This window comes from Jatrophihabitans sp. (assembly GCF_035474675.1).
In the GTDB taxonomy this organism is placed as follows: domain Bacteria; phylum Actinomycetota; class Actinomycetes; order Mycobacteriales; family Jatrophihabitantaceae; genus Jatrophihabitans_A.
Genome location: NZ_DATINC010000053.1, coordinates 12,848 through 29,529 on the forward strand (window position 1 = coordinate 12,848; position 16,682 = coordinate 29,529).

Here is a 16,682-nt window from a genome sequence, read left to right on the forward strand (position 1 = left end):
GGCTCCTGGGGAATGCGGCGGCCGGCCACGGAAGGGCGGGAAGGGGAGGAGGTGCAATCCGAGCAAATCGTGCACGACCAGTCTAGCGCTGTTGGCGGCTACGTCCAGACCCTGGACGAAGCGCTTTCATCCCTGGCGGCCGGGCGGCTACCCGCTACCCCGCCGAGCCGGTCGGGGTCGGGAACTGCGAGCGCATCACCCGGTCCCAGGCCCGGGCCGGCAGCAGTCGGTGCTGCAGGACGAGGACGTGCGCCGACGGGGTGACCCGCACCCGGATCGGTGCCCGCCGGGCGGTGAGGGCCCGGGCGATCGCCTTGGCGACGGCCTGTGGCTCGCCGCCCAGCCTGGCCAGCGGGCCGCGCTCGTACACCGTCCGGGTGGCCTCGGCCACCTCGCGGTTGAACTCGTCGTACGGACCGGTCTGCTCGCCCGGTGACGGGACCTCGGCGACGGCCCGCTCGCTGAACGAGGTCCTGATCAGCCCGGGCTGGATCACCGTGACGCCGACGCCGAAGCCGGCGACCTCGAACCGCAGCGCGTCGGACAGCGCCTCGACGGCGTACTTGGTGGCGTGGTAGGAGCCGCCGCCGGGAAAGGTGAAGTTGGCGCCCATCGAGGAGACGTTGACGATCCGTCCGGCGCCGCGCCGGCGCATCGCGGGCAGCACCAGCTGGCACATCCGCAGCAGGCCGAAGACGTTGGTCTCGAACTGCCGGCGGACCTCGTCGAGGTCCAGGGTCTCCAGCGCGCCGGACTGGGAGTAGCCGGCGTTGTTGACCAGCGCGCCGACCACGCCGTGCTCGGCCACCACCGCGTCGACGGCGGCCTGCCGGGACTGCTCGTCGGTGACGTCCAGCGACAGCGTGCGGCAGCCGGCCGCCCGCAGGTCGGCGAGGGCCTCCTCGCGGCGCGCCGTCGCGTACACCAGGTGTCCCCGGCGGGCCAGCAGCTCGGCGGTGGCGTGGCCGATCCCCGAGGAGCATCCGGTCACCAGTACCGCACCGACCGACGATGGCATCGCGTTCCCCCAAGCCTCGCTGAGCTGTCGGTGCCACCGTAGGCCTGGGGCCGGACAGCTGCCAGCCGCCCCGCCCCGCGATGCGCCGCGGGGACGGGACGGCCGGATCAGCGCACTACAGGTTGTTGGACGTGCCGGTGGTGTCCCAGTAGTGCCAGCCGACGCTGGTCAGGCTGTAGGCGGTCAGCGACCCACTCTTGAACGAGGCGAAATCGTGGTTGTCGCAGCCGTACTTCTCCTCGTTGTACGTCCCGGAGGTCTGCAGCTTGTAGGTGCCGTAGTCGGCGTAGGCGGTGGTCAGCGGCGGGACCGGCGCACTGAAGGATGAGGTCGTGCTCACGGTGATGCTGGTCTGGGTGGTCCTGGTCTGCGCCGAGTTCACCCCGAGCTTGATGATCCCGAGGTCGATGCCGCCCGAGAACGTGGTGGTGGTCGAGTAGGTGGAGGTGTAGGTCGTGGAGTTGGTGTAGCTCTCGCTCCAGGTGACCGTGGTGCTGCTACTGCTGTTCTGGAAGCTCCTGGTCGGGATCAGGGGCGTCTGGGTGACGCTGCCGACGCTCGTCACGTCGTACCACTGGTCGTAGCACCAGCCGCCGAGCGGAATGGCGTTGGCCGCCGTGGGGACGGCCAGCATGGCGCCGCTGATGCCGACCGCCGCGGCCAGTGCCGTCATAGTCCTGCGCAACCGGCGCCGGGGGACGCCGTGGTCAGACCTGTTTCTCACGCGATTCTCCTGGATGGAATGGGATGGGGACGGGGGATGGGACGGGGAAGTGGACAGCTGCCGAGGGGTGAACCGGAAGCAGCCGGATAGCTGACGAGACGGTCGGGTCGACACGTCACAGGTCGCCGGAGCCGCCGTTGGAGTCCCAGTAGTGCCAACCGACGCTGGTCAAGCTGTACGCGGTCAGTGCCCCACTCGTGGTCGTCGTGGGATAGCGGCTGCTGAGGCTTTCGTCGCAGGCGTAACGCTCCTGGCTGTACGTCCCGGAGGTCTGCAGCTTGTACGTGCCGTAGTCGGCGTAAGCGGTGGTCAGCGGCGGGACCGGCGCGGTGAAGGACGAGGTGGTGGACACCGTGATGCTGGTGCTGGTGGTTCGCGTCTGCGACGAGTTCACCCCGAGGGTGATGATCCCGAGCTTGATGCCGCCCGAGAACGTGGTGGTGGTCGAGTAGGTGGAGGTGTAGGTGGCGGAGTTGGTGTAGCTCTCGGTCCAGTTGACCGTGGTGCTGCTACTGCTGTTCTGGAAGCTCCTGGTCGGGATGAGGGGCGTCTGGGTGACGCTGCCGACACTCGACACGCTGTACAAGTCGTTGTAGCACCAGCCGCCGGGCGGCACAGTGGCGTATGCCGCGGTCGGGATGGCCAGCATGGCGCCGCTGATGCCGACGGCTGTGGCCAGTGCCGCTATGGTCCTGTGCGACCGGCGCCGGGGGACGCCGTGGTCAGACCTGATTCTCACGCGAGTACTCCTTGAAACGGGGAGGGGACAAAAGCCCCGTTAACGTACAGAAGGGGGTACTACGCCGACGGGGCGATGAAAGGTAACACCCGCTCAATCGGTACACAAGAACCTCAAAGGTTCCGGCGGGTCGCCGTGGTAGGCGACCCCGCACCGGTTACTGGCCGACCACCGCGTACAGGATCTTCAGATCCTTGTTGTTGCCGCCGTAGGTCAGTTGGCTGAACCGCTGCCAACCACCGTTGCCCATGAGCTGCGGTGAGTTGACGTCGCCGGTGCCGTCGCGGTGGTAGTCGCGGTAGTGGAGCAGTTGCCCCTGGGAGTCGACGGCGTAGAGGACGCCCGGCTCGCCGGCGACCAGGTGGCGCATGTCCTGCCAGCCGCCGAGGCCGATGACCGACGGGGTGTTGACGTCGCCGGTGCCGTCGCGGTGGTAGTCGCGGTAGAACAGCAGCTTGCCCTGGTCGTCGACGGCGTAGATGATCCCGTCGCCGCCGTAGGTGAGGTGGCGCATGTCCTGCCAGCCGCCGAGTCCGATGACCGACGGGGTGTTGACGTCGCCGGTGCCGTCGCGGTGGTAGTCGCGGAAGAACAGCAACTGGCCCTGGTCGTCGACTGCGTAGATCACGCCCGGGTCGCCGCCGAACAGGTGGAGCATCCGCTGCCAGCCGCCGAGGCCGATGACCTTCGGGTTGTTGACGTCGCCGGTGCCGTCGCGCTTGTAGTCGCGGTAGAACAGCAGCTCCCCCTGCGGGTTGACGGCGTAGAGAATGCCGTCGCCGCCGGAGAAGACCGACGTCAGGTCCTGCCAGCCCCCGGTCCCGATGACCGACGGCGAGTGCAGATCGCCGACCCCCTCGCGGGTGTTGTCGTTGTAGAACAGCAGTTGACCGACGACCAGGTCAGGTGGTGACTCGCGCAGCGCGATGCGGCACTTGCCGGAGTCGTTGAAGGCGGGCACGCCCGCGAGGTAGCCGCCGAGGTAGGACTGCTGCTCCGGTGTCAGGTTCTGCGCGAGCTCGGCCGTCGTCGGCGGGATCAGCGAGTCGGGAATTCCCGCGGCCAGGTCGGGCCAGTTCTCCGGTTGCAGGTAACGGGCGAAGAACATCGTCGCGGTGTCGGCGGTGTACGCACCGACGAACGGGCACGGACCGCGCTCCGGATGGCAGGCGAGCTGGGTCGTGTAGAGGTAGTCGAAGTGGTGGGCGTCGGCGAACAGCACCCGGTACTTCGGCTGCGGAACGGGTTCCAGTACTGGGGAGGAAGGTCGGCGCTGTTCTCCGACATCGTGTTGGTGCCCCAGGTGAACAGCCGGGCCCACGCGCCCTGGCGGATCGGGAACGGGTCCGACAACTCCTCCCACACGCCGCTCAACGAGACGACGGCGAGAACCGGTCTGGTAGTGGCGAGGATGCCGGCGTGCAGCGCCCCGTAGGAGTGCCCGGCCAGGCCCGTGGCAGGCGGCGGCAGCAGCGTGTCCCGGTTCTCCCAGCCCTCTCGCATCCAGTCCAGCAGCTTGCGCAGCGCCTCCTGGGTGGCGGGCACCTCGATCGGCAGCCTGTCGATGTCGGGGACCTGCGGCACTGCCACCACGTAGCCGGCCCGGGCGAGCTGGGCGGGCAGCTCGATCCACTTCTGGTACTGCAGTGGCTCACCCGGGCAGCTGCCGTGACAGAACAGAATCAGCGGATAGCGCCCGCAGCCTAGCAGCGGTGCGGCGCCGGCGGGTGAGTCGTCCAGGCTGGGGTAGTAGACGCGCACCGTCAGCGGCGCGCCCTCGGCGGCGGTGTATTCGCGGTAGCCGTAGAAGACCGGCGCCAGTGCACTGGGCTGCCAGCCGATCGGGCAGCTCGATCCGGGGGGTAGGGAGGTCGCCATGGCGAAACGCTAGACCTGGGCACGCATTGCGGGAATGCATCGGCGAAAACCTTGAGGGTTTCCTTCGGCGGCCGGGGTCAGGGACGCATCACGCCACCGGGCATCAGCATCCGTGCCACCGAGGTGACCATGGCGGGCGTTCCGGAGTTGTACTGCCAGGACGGGCCCTTGACCAGGATCGCCACCGCGTACCGGTCGGAGTCGACGAAGCCGGTCGAGTTGAAGTCCGAGGACGCCGACCAGTCGTCGTCGTCCTGGCCCCAGCCCTGCTTGATCGCGGCACCCGGGTCGGCCTGCTTGAGGCCGAAGAACTGGTAGGTGCCGTCCGAGCCGTACTCGGTGGCGGCGTGCATCGCCTTCGACAGCCACGGCCAGACCACCGGATCGGCTTTGACCTTGGCGTAGAAGCGCACCAGGCCGGTCGCGCTGATGTGCGTGTTGGACCACCAGCCGGCCAGGCTCGGCGGCGAGCCGAGGTCGGGGATGTCGTAGTGGGCCGCGAGCCAGGGCAGCACGTCGTCGCCGCCGGCGTAGCCGTACAGCGCGTCGGCGGCGCCGTCGTCGGAGCGGGCGATCATCCGGTAGGCGGTCTCGGCGAGGTCGCCGGTCAGCTGCCGGTCGAGCAGCAGCCGGGTGGCGATGAACACCTTCACCACCGACTCCGAGGCGAACAGGCTGGCGTGCTCGTCGGCGCCCCACAGCGTGCCGGTCCGGGTGTCGAGCACCGCTACCCCGACCCGGTACCCGCGGGCGGTCGCGTAGTCCGCCGCCGCCTGGATCCCCCGGCCGCCGATCGGCTCGCGGGCGGACGGAACGACCTCGGCCTTCGGGGCTGCCGTCCGGGCCGGCGTGGTCGTCGGCGTGGAGGTGGGCGACGGCGCGGCGGTCGGCGTCGTCCAGGTCGGGGAGGGGGTCGCCGCCGGGGTTCCGGCGGACGGCTGCCCGGCGGCAGGCATGGTGTCCGCCCGGCTGGAGATGGTGAACTCGGCGCTGCCCGGCGGCAACATGTCGAGCACGAAGAGTGCCAGCACGCTGGCGCAGCTGCCCACCGGCAGCAGGGTGGCCCACCGGCGTCCGCGCAGGCGGTGACCCCGGCTGGTGGCTACGGGCGTCGGAGGCATCCCTTCCAGTGAACCACCGGATCCTGGGTGCTGACCGCATTGACCCATTTGTCAGTCCGGCAGTTCCCGGTGCTGCGGAGTGCGGTCCGGAGCGCGGGGAAAACCGCTGGACGGGACGGCGGGCGTTGCCCAGGATCGCGGGTATGGGCCTTTCCAGCGATCTTTCGGTTGATCCTTCCGGCGAGCTGTCGACCACCGTGCTGGTCAGCCTGCGCATCCAGTGCGTGTGCGTCGATTCCGCCGACCCGGCCCGGCTGGCCACCTTCTGGGAGGCGGCCCTGGGTTGGCGGCGTACCTACGCCGACGCCGACGAGGTGGTGCTCGAGCCGCCGGCCGGCAGCCCGGAGGACGGGGTGGTGCCCGACCTGCTGTTCCTGCGGGTTCCCGACGTCAAGGCCGGCAAGAACCGGCTGCACCTGGACCTGCGGCCGCTCGACCAGGCCGCCGAGGTGGCCCGGCTGGAAGGGCTCGGCGCGCGGCGGGTCGACATCGGGCAGGGATCGGTGCGGTGGGTGGTGATGAGCGATCCGGACGGCAACGAGTTCTGCGTGCTCACGCCGCTCGAGGCGGCCGCGCAGTCCGGCTAGGGCCGGTGCCGGCAGCGGTACGGCGTGCCGGACCGGTCGCTAGCCTGCACCCCATGGCCGGCACCCACACGCTGACGCGGACCGAGGCGCGGCGGATCGCGGTGCGGGCCCAGCTGCTGGACGCCGACCGGCCGGCCGACCTGCTCGACACGGTGCGCCGGCTGACCCTGCTGCAGAGTGACGCGACCGACGCGGTGGCGCCCAGTGCCGACCTGGTGGCCTGGAGCCGGCTCGGGCGGTCCTACCGGCCCGAGCAGCTGGCCGCCGCGCTGCGCGACGGAAGTCTGATCGAGCTGCGCGGCATGATCCGGCCGGGCGAGGACATCGCGCTCTACCGCGCGGAGATGGCGCAGTGGCCGGGTGAGGCGTCCGGCTGGCGGCAGGCCAACGACGACTGGGTCCGGGTCAACGACGACTTCCGCCAGGACATCCTGGAGCGGCTCGACAACGAAGGGCCGTTGACCTCGCGCGAGCTGCCGGACAGCTGCCTGGTGCCGTGGCGGTCCAGCGGATGGAACAACTCCCGCAACGCCAGCATGATGCTGGAACTGCTCGAGCAGCGCGGCGAGGTCGCGGTGGCCGGCCGCCGGGGCCGCGATCGGTTGTGGGACCTGGCCAGCCGGGTCTATCCCGACAACGACGTGGTGCCGCTGGCCGAGGCGCTGCGCATCCGCGACCAGCGCCGGCTGCGCTCGCTGGGGATCGTGCGGGCTAAGACCGCGCAGACCATGATCGAGCCGCTGGACGTGGGCGAGACCGGCGAGCCGGCGGTCGTCGAGGGGGTGCGCGGCCGGTGGCGGGTGGATCCCGAGTTGCTGGGGCAGCCTTTCCGGGGCCGGGTCGCGGTGCTCTCCCCGCTGGACCGGCTGGTCTATGACCGCAAGCGGATGGTGGACCTGTTCGAGTTCGACTACCAGCTGGAGATGTACAAGCCGGCCGCCCAGCGCCGGTGGGGGTACTACGCGCTGCCGATCCTGTACGGCGACCGGCTGGTGGGCAAGGTGGATGCCACCAGCCACCGCGGCGCCGGTGTGCTGCAGGTCGACGCGATCCACCAGGACGTGCCGTTCTCTCGGGCGTTGGCCTCGGCGGTGCGGCGCGAGCTCACCGACCTGGCCCGCTGCCTCGACCTGGACATCGCGCTGCCGGGCTGAGCCGCGGAAGTCGGAAGTCGCACCATTCCGGTTATTGCCAGCTATCACACCCTGCGCGTAAGTTCAGTCGCCCCGTCCCCCTTCGGAGGCCGCCATGCGCCGTTCCCGAGTTCTTGTCGTCGTCGCCGCGGTGAGCGGCATGGTGCTGGCAACAGCGACCGGCACGGCGTCTTCCACCCCCACCGCCACCAGCGCTCCGGCCGCGAAGGCTGCCGCCGTCCAGCTGGCGGCGGCCGACACCGCGCTGGTGACCCTGCAGGTGGCCAACCGGGCGGCGGCCCAGGCGCTGATCGGCGCGGGCACCGACCTGCCGGTGCGATCCCTGCCCAGCGGGGCCTACCAGGTGGACATGGTGCTCACCGGGGCCCGGCTGGCCACCCTCCAGAGCCGCGGCGTGCGGCTGATCCGGATCATCGAGCGGGAGGGCGAGGGCAGCAAGCGGTACGCCGAGAGCGCGCAGGCCGCCAAGGCCCGCACGGCGGCCGGCCTGACCCGGCGCACCCTGTCGGCCTCCGGTGTCGCGACCACGGTCGCCACCGACACCCTGCACTTCCTGCAGAACTACTGGTGGACGAGCAAGGGGCAGACCTTCGTCGGGGTCGCGGTGACCACCAGCGCGGCGGAGGACCCGGACGTCATGATCGACGTCCGCTGGCAGACCGCTGACGGACGGACCGGCTCGTTCCCGCTGGAGCGGTTCGAAGACGCCAACGAGTACCAGTACCACTACACCTTCTTCCCGCAGCCGGTGCCGGCCACGCCGGTGTCGTTCACCGCCACGTCGAGCCTCGGCGGCACCGCCCAGGCGACGCCGGTGGTCTGGCCGGGGGTTCAGCCGCCCCCGACGCCGGTCGGCTACCAGCAGGACTTCATCACCCAGTACATGAACCCCGAGGACGTCCGGGCCCGCATCTCCCGGCTGGCCAAGCAATACCCGGCCCTGGTCGACGTGATCAACCTGCCGAACAAGACCCAGGGCTACCGCCGCACGGCGACCGGGTACCTCGGTGACCCGGCCACGGCCGCGATCGTCGTCGAGTCCCGCCAGTTCGGCGACCAGGGCTGGAACGGCGTGCAGGTCAGGAGCATCAAGCCGCCCGGGCGCAACCACAAGCTCACCGCCCACTATGCCCACCGGGTGCTCACCGTGAGCCTGGCGACCGACCGGACCGGTGCCGTCACCAGCACCACCGACCAGGTCGTGGCCTACCTGCAGGCCAGGTTCGGCACCCTGTTCCGGTTCACCGTCGAGGACGGCTCGGCCGGCAAGAGGATGCCGGTCGCCGGCCCCACGGCGTTGAGCGACGGGCTGAAGGCTGGCCCACAGGTGGCCCGCGCGCCGTGGACGGTGCAGGCGCTGCGGATCGGCGTGCACCGCGACGGCTCGCGGATCGGCGTGCTGGCCTACTCCCAGGAGCACGCTCGGGAATGGGCGACGCCGCTGGTCACGCTCGAGTTCGCCGAGCGGCTGCTGGCCAATTACGCCACCGATGCCGAGACCCACGCGCTGCTGCAGGACGTCGACGTGTTCGTGATCCCGGTGGTCAACCCGGACGGCGCCCACTACTCGTTCAACGACTTCAACATGCAGCGCAAGAACATGGACAACTACTGCACGGGTGCCCTGCGGGATCCGGCACACCGGGACGAGTGGGGAGTGGACGTCAACCGCAACTACGCCGTCGGGTCGCTGTTCGACGGCTACTTCGGCGCGAGCCTGGACTGCCTGGACGAGGTGTCGGCCGGCACCGGTGAGCTGTCGGAGGCCGAGAGCCGCAACGTCATCGCGCTGGCCAGGGCGCACTCGAACATCAAGTACGCGATGAACGTGCACTCCTACGGCGGCTTCTTCATGTGGCCGCCCGGGGCGTACAAGTTCGACGGCCGGATCACCCTGCCGCGTCCCTCGGCCGCGGAGTCGGCGGAGTTCCTCGCCGCCGGCAAGCAGATCGTGAGCGCGGTGGCGGCGCATCGCGGGACGGTGACCTGGCCGGGCTTCACCGGGCCGGTGGTCGACGTGCTGTACTCGGCGGCGGGCAACTCGGCCGACGAGCTGTACTACGAGCAGGGCATCTTCGCCTGGGACTTCGAAGTGGGCAACCTGATGTTCAACCAGGCCACCCAGGACTGGGACCACCCCGGGTTCCAGCCGCCGTACGCCGAGGCACACGAGGAAGCCATGGAGTACGCCGGCGGGCTGGTGCAGCTGGTGCGGGTGGCCCAGCAGTACCAGAACACCCACGCGACGGTGGGCGCCGGACGCTGACGTCCGCACACCCCCGCGCCGGTGATCCGGCGCGGGGGTGTGGGGTTCGGCACCGGTTATCCGGTTGCGGGGACATCCCGTCCCGGCCAGCATGACCGCATGGCGTCCTTACAGCACCGTGCGGATCTGTTCCTCGACCCTGCCGAGGACCCGCGGGCGGGTGGTCCCACCCTGGGCGACGAGCGGGCGACGCTGACGGAGTTCCTGCGCGGCCAGCGGCTGACCCTGCAGCTCAAGTGCGAGGGCCTGGACGCCGAGCAGCTGGCCCGCCGTGCGGTGGAACCGTCGACGATGTCGCTGCTGGGGCTGCTGCGCCATATGGCCGAGGTGGAGCGCGGCTGGTTCCGGCGCCGGTTCGCCGGCCTCGACGCGCCGCGGCGCTACCAGTCCGAGGCCGAGCCGGACGGCGACTTCGACGGCGCGGTGCCCGATCCGGCGGTGGTGGATGAGGCATGGACGGCGTGGCGCGAGGAGGTCGCCTTCTCCGAGCAGTTCACCCGCGAGACCGACCTGGGCTTCGTCGGGGCCGACAGCACCGGCTCGCCGGTCTCGCTGCGCGAACTGTTGGTGCACATGATCGAGGAGTACGCCCGCCACAACGGGCATGCCGACCTGCTGCGGGAGCGGATCGACGGCCGGCTCGGCCAGTAGGGCACGCGCCGGGCAGCTGCCGCGACGCTCAGGTCTCCTCGACGCTCCGGCCGTCCTCGAAGGCTCAGGCCTCCTCGAAACTCCGGCCGTCCTCGAGGCTCAACCCGTCCCGCTCGTCGTCCCAGGCGGCGGCGCTGATCCGCCAGCCAGCCGGCATCCGGACGAACTGCAGGGTCTTTCTGCCCCGCCCGGTGAACGGCGTGCCGTCCTGCACGCCCTGCTTGGCGTAGCTGCAGAAGTGCTGGGCGATGTCGCCGAACACCTCGGTGCGGCCGGACACCTCCCACTCGGAGAAGTCGACCAGGCTGCCGCCGGAGAGCAGCGCCTGCCGGGGCGCGATGAAGCCGTCGACGTCGTAGACCGCGGGCTCGGCGCCGCAGGTCCGCACGATCACCGCCTGGGGCAGGAAGGCCTGCCGGAGCGCGTCCAGCCGGGCGGGGGAGTCCGGGCCGGAGGTGAATGCGGCGAAGAAGGTGCGCACCAGTCCGGCGATCGCCGCCCGGTCGGCCGCCAGCTGCTCGCGCCGGTCCTGGTCAGAGTCCACGCCGCCCACCGTAGCGAGCCGCGGAGGCGGGCAGTGAGCACCTGGCGAAACGTGCTCTTTACCGGTCGATCAGGGCGTGGCATCCTTACGGAGTTTTTGCGAGCTTCATACCCTCCGAGGGTATTTCATCTGATTCACATGAAAGGCGAGCATGCTGCGCCTCGGTCCCACCACCCTTGAGACCACGCCCGGCCGCGCCGGCACCCCGCTCGGCGCGGTGGTCGAGCAGTACCGCGGCTACGTCGGGCAGAAGCTGGACCAACTCGCCGCCGACGTGGCGAACCTGCGGGCCGGGCTGCCCGGCAACGACCGGACCTCGGCGCAACGCCGCTGGCTCGCCGCACAGTTCACCTGGCAGCAGGTGGGTGCCGCCTACGGCAGCTTCGGCGCGCTCGGCACGGCGATCGGCGGGCTGGCCAACGGCCTGCCGCAGGGCGTCGCCGACCCGGCCTTCACGGGCCTGCACCGCATCGAGTACGGCCTGTACTCCGGGGAGAAACTGCCCGACCTGCGCGGGCACGTCGACCGGCTGGCCGCCGACGTCGACACCCTGCGCGGGGGACTGGCGAAGCTGGCGATCGTGCCCACCGACATGCCGATCCGCTGCCACGAGATCCTCGAGGACGCGCTGCGCGACCACCTGTCCGGGCAGGACGACTACGGCTCCGGAATGGCCTACGCGCTGACCTCGGCCGACGTGCTCGGCACCCGGGTAGTGCTGGAGGAGCTCAAGCCGCTCATTCCCACCCCGGTGCTGGGGCACAGCCCGTACGACCAGTCCAAGGCCGCGCTGGACCGGCTCGACGCAGCGTTGGACGCCACCAAGGTCGACGGCCGGTGGCCGGACTACCAGGGCCTGACCAAGCACCAGCGGCAGCCGGTCAACGGCGCCATCGGGGCGGCGCTGGAGGCGCTGTACCGGATTCCCTCCGCGCTCGGCAAAGTCCAGTGACCGCCGGCCGGTCCGTGCTCGCGACCCGTCCTGGAAAGAGGCCCGCATGAGCGTCAACCGTCGTAACTTCCTGCGCGGCGCGGCCGGAACGCTCGCCGCGGCCGGTGCCCTGGGGGTGAGCCGGCCCGCGCTGGCGGAGGGGAAGGGCGGTGGTGGCAGCCCGGATCCGGCCACCGTCTCGGTGCCGTTCCTGGGTGCCAACCAGGCCGGCGTCTACCGTCCGGACTTCCTGCAGAGATCGGCGGGCTTCGCCGCCTTCCGGCTGCTGGTCGAGGACCGGGCCGGCCTGCAGGCGCTGCTGCAGACTCTCACCAGCCACATCCAGTCGCTCACCGAGGGGTCGCTGGTGGACTCGGGCCCGCCGCGGGAGAGCGAGATCGGTGGCCTGGACAGCGGCGTGCTGGGGGCGCAGGTCCCACCGGACGCCCTGACGGTCACCGTCGGCCTCGGTGCGGGCGTCTTCACCGACCGGTACGGCCTGGCCGCCGCCCGCCCGCGCGGGCTGACCACCATGCCGGTGTTCCCGAGCGACTCCCCGGAACCGGACTGGACGGGTGGCGACCTGGTGCTGCAGGTCTGTTCGAACGCCAGCGACTCGGTGCACCACGCGCTGCGCGACCTCACCCGGGCGACCCGCGGCATGATGCAACTGGAATGGAAGATCCTGGGCTTCCACTCCGGGCCGCGCCCGACCGGGGCACCGCGCAACCTGTTCGGCTACAAGGACGGCATCGTCAACCCGGCCGAGGACGAGGGCCTGGTCTGGATCGACAAGAACTCCGGCCAGCCGGACTGGGCGGTCGGCGGCAGCTTCCTGGTGATCCGGCTGATCCGGATGCTGGTCGAGTTCTGGGACCGGGTCGGCATTCCGGAGCAGAACGCGATCATCGGCCGGGACCGGGACTCCGGTGCGCCGCTGGACGGCACCGGCGAGACCGACCTGCCGGATTACCCGGCCGACCCGGACGGGGCGGTGATCCCGCTCGATGCCCATATCCGGCTGGCCAATCCGCGCACCGCGGAAACCGACCGCAGCCGGCTGCTGCGCCGCGGCTACAACTACGAGAACGCCGGCATGTCCCGCAACGGCAACTCCGAGACCGGGCTGATCTTCTGCAGCTACCAGCAGAACATCCAGGACCAGTTCGAAGCCACCCAGCTCCGGCTGGCCGGCGAGCCGATGACCGACTACATCCAGCCCTTCGGCGGTGGCTACTTCGTGGTGCCGCCCGGGGTCGCGGAGTTCGGCGGCTACCTCGGCGAGGGCATGTTCGCCTGATCATCCTGGTCCCGCCTGTTCGATGAGTCCGCTGCCGGCGGAGCTACAGTTCCCGGGAGTAAGCCGCACGCTCTCTTCCAGGCAGGACTTCCGTCGTGACGCTCCCGGGCCCCTCGATCCCGCGCTTCCACCTCGCAATACCGGTCGATGACCTGGCCGCCGCGCGGCACTTCTACGGTGAGGTGCTGGGCCTGGCCCAGGGCCGCAGCGCCGACACCTGGGTGGACTGGAACCTGCACGGCCACCAGCTGGTCACGCACCTGGTGACGGGGCGCGCCGAACGGGCCGCCAACCCGGTGGACGGCCGCGACGTGCCGGTGCCGCACTTCGGGCTGCTGCTGCAGGTCGCGCAGTTCCACCAGCTCGCCGACCGGTTGCGGGCGGCGGGCACCGGCTTCGTGATCGAGCCCTACCTGCGGTTCGCGGGGCAGGCCGGTGAGCAGTGGACGATGTTCCTGCTCGACCCGGCCGGAAATGCCTTGGAGTTCAAGGCCTTCGCCGACGACTCCCAGATCTTCGCCGTCTGATACGGGCCATATCCGCCCGGCAGGTGGCGAACGGCGACGCCGGTGCCCGGCGGCGGGGGATGGCCGGTCCGGCTACGGTGGATGAGCCGGGCCCTTGCAGCCGGCAGCCGGGCCGTACGGGCCTGGCTGGTGCCGTCGGTGACGGGCACTGCTGGACCGTGCGGAGGTGCGATGCTTGCCAGCCCGCTAGCCGAGGCTGCCCGGGCGGCCGGCGGGCAGGCCGCCGCCGCGCTGCCGGTGGCGGACGCGGCAGCCGCGGCCCTCGAGGGCCTGGCAGCCGGAGCGGGCGGCAGACCGCCGGCCGGCGGGCTGCACGAGCTGCTCGCCGGCCTTGCCGAGATCGACCTGACGGTGGCTCGGGTGGTGGAGCCGCATCTGGACGCGCTGCTGATCCTGCGCGAGGCCGGTGTGCCGCCCGGCCCCGGACGGTGGGGAGTCTATGCCGCAGAGGCGCCCGACGCGGTGCTGACGGCGACCCGGGTGGGTGCCGGCTGGCGGCTGGACGGGACCAAGGCATGGTGCTCGCTGGCCGGGCTGCTCGACCGCGCGCTGGCGACCGCGCGGACCCCCGACGGTCCACGGCTGTTCGCCGTCGAGCTGCGCTCGGCCGGGGTAACGGTCGCCGACCCCTCGCGCTGGGCGGCACGAGGGCTGAGCACGGTCGTCAGCACCTCGGTGCACTTCACCGCGGTAGCCGGTGAGCCGGTCGGCGCAGTCGGCTGGTACCTGCGCCGTCCTGGCTTCGCCTTCGGCGGGATCCGGGTGGCGGCGTGCTGGTACGGCGCGGCACGGGCGATCCGCGACCACCTGCGCGCGGCGCTGGCGGCGCGGGCCGGCCACGACCCGATCCGCCAGGCCGCGCTGGGCCGGTCCGACGTCGCATGCTGGTCGGCCGGCCTGGCCCTGCAGCATGCGGCCGCCGCCATCGACGGCGACCGACCGGTCGCGGCAGCCGGCGCCGCCCTGCTGGCCGCCCGCACCCGGGCGGTGGTGGCGGATGCGGTGGAGACGGTGCTGCGCGAGAGCGGGCACGCGCTCGGCCCGGCACCATTGGCCTTCGAGGAGGAGCATGCCCGCCGGGTGGCCGACCTCCAGCTCTACGTCCGCCAGCACCACGCCGAGCGCGACCTCGCCGCGCTGGCCGGCCTGCTCGACTGCGACCGATGAGGGCGTTCAGCCCTTCCGACGAGGGAGTCCCGCCATCCCGGTGGCGGGCCGAGCCGTGGTGGGACGCGGCCCTGCCGGTCGGGCTGCCGCCGGCCGGCACCCGACTGGTGGTGCTCGCCGCCCATCCCGACGACGAGACCCTGGGCGTCGGCGGGCTGCTGCATGCCGCCGGCCGGGCCGGCCTGGACATCCAGGTGGTGGTGGCAAGCGACGGGCGGGCATCGCATCCGCACTCGCCGACGCACTCGCCGGACCAGCTGGCCGCCCGCCGCCGGGCGGAACTGTCCGAGGCGGTGGGCTGGCTGGCACCGCGGGCGTCGGTCGTCGAACTGGGCCTGCCCGACGGGCGCCTGACCGAGCACGGCGACGACATCGCTGCCGGGCTCACCCTGGTACTGGGACCGGACACCGATTGCTGGCTGCTGTCAACCTGGCGATCGGACGGCCATCCGGACCACACCGCCTGCGGGCTGGCCGCCCAGCAGGTGGCCGCCGCCCGGACCCGCACCCGCTGGTGGGAGTACCCGGTATGGCTGTGGCACGCCGGCGATCCGGTGGCGCTGCGCGACCAGCTGGCTCGCGACGTGCGGCGGTTCAGCCTGGATCCGGTCGACCGGCAAGCCCGCACGCAGGCGCTGGCCGCCTACCGGAGCCAGGTCGAACCGCTGTCGGTGGCCTCCGGTGACGAGGCGGTGCTGCCGCCGGCCGTGCTGGCGCACGCCGACCGGGACCGGGAGCTGCTCCTCGATCCCGGCTCGCACGCGGCGGCCGACGACGACTACTTTCCCAGCATCTACCGCAGCACGGCGGATCCGTGGTCGTTCGAGTCGGGATGGTACGAGCGGCGCAAGCGCTCGGTGCTGCTGGCCGCATTGCCCCGCCAGCGGTTCCGGCGCACCTTCGAACCGGGCTGCGCGCGGGGTGATCTCAGCGTGCTGCTCGCCGAGCGCACCGACGTCCTGGTCGCCGCCGAGTGGGCCGAGGCCCCGCTGGCAGCGGCTCGCCACCGGCTTGCCGGTCACGCCGGGGTGGAGCTGCGGCGGCTGCGGGTGCCCGAGGACTGGCCGGTGGGCCGGTTCGACCTCGTGGTGCTGTCCGAGATCGCCTACTACCTGCCCGACCTGGAACTGCTGGCCCAGCGGGTACTGGCCGGCCTGGACACCGACGGCGTGGTCGCCCTGATGCACTGGCGCCGGTGCGCGCCCGACCACCCGCACACCGCCGAGACGGTGCACCTGGCGCTGCGGGCCGCCCTCGGGTTGCCGGCGCTGGTACGCCACGAGGAGGACGACTTCCTGCTCGACGTACTCGCTCGGGATGGACGCTCGGTTGCCGAGCGGGACGGCCGGCTGTGAGCGTGCGACGGATCGGCGTCGTGGTGCCGGCCCGGGACGAGGCACCGCGGTTGGAGCGTTGCCTGCGTGCGATCGACCGGGCGGCGGCTGCGGTGGACCGGCCGGTGGTCGTCGTGCTGGTGCTGGACAGCTGCACCGACGACTCGGCGGCCCGGGCCGCCAGGCTGCGGCTGGCGCTGCCGGTGCGGCTGGTGGTGGTGACGACCAGGTGCGCCGCGGCCGGGGCGGCCCGCGCGGCGGGGGTCGAGCGGCTGCTGGGGATGCTGGGCACCGCCGGCACCTGGCTCGCCACCACTGACGCGGACTCCGCGGTACCGCCGAACTGGCTGGCAGAGCAGGTCCGGCTGGCCGACCGGGGAGCGGCGGTGGTCGCCGGCACGGTGATGGTGCGCGACTGGGAGGACCGTCCGATCAGGGTCCGGCAGCGGGCCGAACAGGAGTACGCGGTGGCGCTGGCCGGCCACGGCCACGGCCACGTGCACGGTTCGAACCTCGGCATCTCGGCCGCCTGGTACCGCCGGGTAGGTGGTTTCCAACCGGTCGCGTGCGATGAGGACGTGCTGCTGGTGGCGGCCGCCCAGGCAGCCGGCGCGGCGATCGCCTGGTCCTCCGACATCGCGGTGACCACCTCGGCCCGGTCGGACGGCCGAGCGCCGGGTGGCTTCGCCGCCTACCTCGACAGCCTGGACGACGAGGAGGCGGCGAGCTGACCGTCGGCGC

At 71.6% G+C, this 16,682-nt stretch carries 17 protein-coding genes; 10 read left to right on the plus strand and 7 right to left on the minus strand.

Translation table 11 applies throughout. The features are described from left to right. Nucleotides 1-154: 154 nt before the first annotated feature. The 6 genes from VLJ82_RS06040 to VLJ82_RS06065 form a co-directional block, all read right to left on the minus strand. Nucleotides 155-1,018 (minus strand): SDR family NAD(P)-dependent oxidoreductase, encoded by an 864-nt coding sequence (locus tag VLJ82_RS06040; RefSeq protein ID WP_408662425.1) that lies wholly within the window; start codon nt 1,016-1,018, stop codon nt 155-157. Nucleotides 1,019-1,133: 115 nt separating this feature from the next. Continuing rightward, nucleotides 1,134-1,742: a hypothetical protein gene (locus VLJ82_RS06045; RefSeq protein ID WP_408662426.1), complete on the minus strand. Its 609-nt coding sequence runs from the start codon at nt 1,740-1,742 to the stop codon at nt 1,134-1,136. 115 nt (nt 1,743-1,857) lie between these two features. Then, complete coding sequence (locus tag VLJ82_RS06050) at nt 1,858-2,481, minus strand: hypothetical protein (RefSeq protein ID WP_408662427.1); 624 nt, start codon at nt 2,479-2,481, stop codon at nt 1,858-1,860. A gap of 157 nt (nt 2,482-2,638) precedes the next feature. Continuing rightward, entirely contained in the window at nt 2,639-3,589 is a 951-nt protein-coding gene (locus VLJ82_RS06055) for a tachylectin-related carbohydrate-binding protein (RefSeq protein WP_408662457.1), read from the minus strand. Continuing rightward, entirely contained in the window at nt 3,520-4,359 is an 840-nt protein-coding gene (locus tag VLJ82_RS06060; protein ID WP_408662428.1) for an alpha/beta fold hydrolase, read from the minus strand. Before VLJ82_RS06060 ends, VLJ82_RS06055 begins: the two co-directional genes overlap by 70 nt. 77 nt (nt 4,360-4,436) lie before the next feature. Continuing rightward, complete coding sequence (locus VLJ82_RS06065) at nt 4,437-5,480, minus strand: hypothetical protein (protein WP_408662429.1); 1,044 nt, start codon at nt 5,478-5,480, stop codon at nt 4,437-4,439. Nucleotides 5,481-5,623: 143 nt separating this feature from the next. Between VLJ82_RS06065 and VLJ82_RS06070 the strand changes: the two genes are divergently transcribed. From VLJ82_RS06070 to VLJ82_RS06085, 4 genes are all read left to right on the plus strand, one after another. Continuing rightward, the gene (locus VLJ82_RS06070) at nt 5,624-6,067 is read left to right on the plus strand and encodes a VOC family protein (protein ID WP_408662430.1); all 444 of its coding nucleotides are present in this window, start codon (nt 5,624-5,626) and stop codon (nt 6,065-6,067) included. 53 nt (nt 6,068-6,120) lie between these two features. After that, nucleotides 6,121-7,221, plus strand: coding sequence for a DNA glycosylase AlkZ-like family protein (locus VLJ82_RS06075; protein ID WP_408662431.1), 1,101 nt, complete (start codon nt 6,121-6,123; stop codon nt 7,219-7,221). A gap of 94 nt (nt 7,222-7,315) precedes the next feature. Next, nucleotides 7,316-9,487 (plus strand): M14 family zinc carboxypeptidase, encoded by a 2,172-nt coding sequence (locus VLJ82_RS06080; protein ID WP_408662432.1) that lies wholly within the window; start codon nt 7,316-7,318, stop codon nt 9,485-9,487. Between the two features lie 99 nt (nt 9,488-9,586). Then, nucleotides 9,587-10,138 carry a DinB family protein gene (locus tag VLJ82_RS06085; RefSeq protein ID WP_408662433.1) on the plus strand — a complete coding sequence of 184 codons (552 nt, stop codon included), beginning with the start codon at nt 9,587-9,589 and terminating at the stop codon, nt 10,136-10,138. 64 nt (nt 10,139-10,202) lie between these two features. On the opposite strand, the gene VLJ82_RS06090 is transcribed toward VLJ82_RS06085, so the two are convergent. After that, nucleotides 10,203-10,682: a DUF4440 domain-containing protein gene (locus VLJ82_RS06090; RefSeq protein ID WP_408662434.1), complete on the minus strand. Its 480-nt coding sequence runs from the start codon at nt 10,680-10,682 to the stop codon at nt 10,203-10,205. Between the two features lie 151 nt (nt 10,683-10,833). On the opposite strand from VLJ82_RS06090, the gene VLJ82_RS06095 reads away from it, so the two are divergent. The 6 genes from VLJ82_RS06095 to VLJ82_RS06120 all read left to right on the plus strand — a co-directional run bounded on the left by VLJ82_RS06095 (nt 10,834) and on the right by VLJ82_RS06120 (nt 16,672). Beyond that, complete coding sequence (locus VLJ82_RS06095) at nt 10,834-11,634, plus strand: EfeM/EfeO family lipoprotein (RefSeq protein WP_408662435.1); 801 nt, start codon at nt 10,834-10,836, stop codon at nt 11,632-11,634. A 46-nt stretch (nt 11,635-11,680) separates the two neighbouring features. Beyond that, nucleotides 11,681-12,913 carry a Dyp-type peroxidase gene (locus VLJ82_RS06100; RefSeq protein WP_408662436.1) on the plus strand — a complete coding sequence of 411 codons (1,233 nt, stop codon included), beginning with the start codon at nt 11,681-11,683 and terminating at the stop codon, nt 12,911-12,913. Between the two features lie 95 nt (nt 12,914-13,008). After that, nucleotides 13,009-13,440, plus strand: a complete 432-nt coding sequence (locus VLJ82_RS06105; RefSeq protein WP_408662437.1) for a VOC family protein — start codon at nt 13,009-13,011, stop codon at nt 13,438-13,440. Nucleotides 13,441-13,611: 171 nt separating this feature from the next. Beyond that, nucleotides 13,612-14,607, plus strand: coding sequence for an acyl-CoA dehydrogenase (locus VLJ82_RS06110; RefSeq protein ID WP_408662438.1), 996 nt, complete (start codon nt 13,612-13,614; stop codon nt 14,605-14,607). Continuing rightward, nucleotides 14,604-15,962 carry a PIG-L family deacetylase gene (locus tag VLJ82_RS06115; protein WP_408662439.1) on the plus strand — a complete coding sequence of 453 codons (1,359 nt, stop codon included), beginning with the start codon at nt 14,604-14,606 and terminating at the stop codon, nt 15,960-15,962. The genes VLJ82_RS06110 and VLJ82_RS06115 overlap by 4 nt, the downstream gene beginning before the upstream one ends. Further along, on the plus strand, nt 15,959-16,672 hold the full coding sequence (locus tag VLJ82_RS06120) for a glycosyltransferase (RefSeq protein ID WP_408662440.1): 714 nt from the start codon (nt 15,959-15,961) through the stop codon (nt 16,670-16,672). The genes VLJ82_RS06115 and VLJ82_RS06120 overlap by 4 nt, the downstream gene beginning before the upstream one ends. The last annotated feature ends 10 nt before the right edge of the window (nt 16,673-16,682 follow it).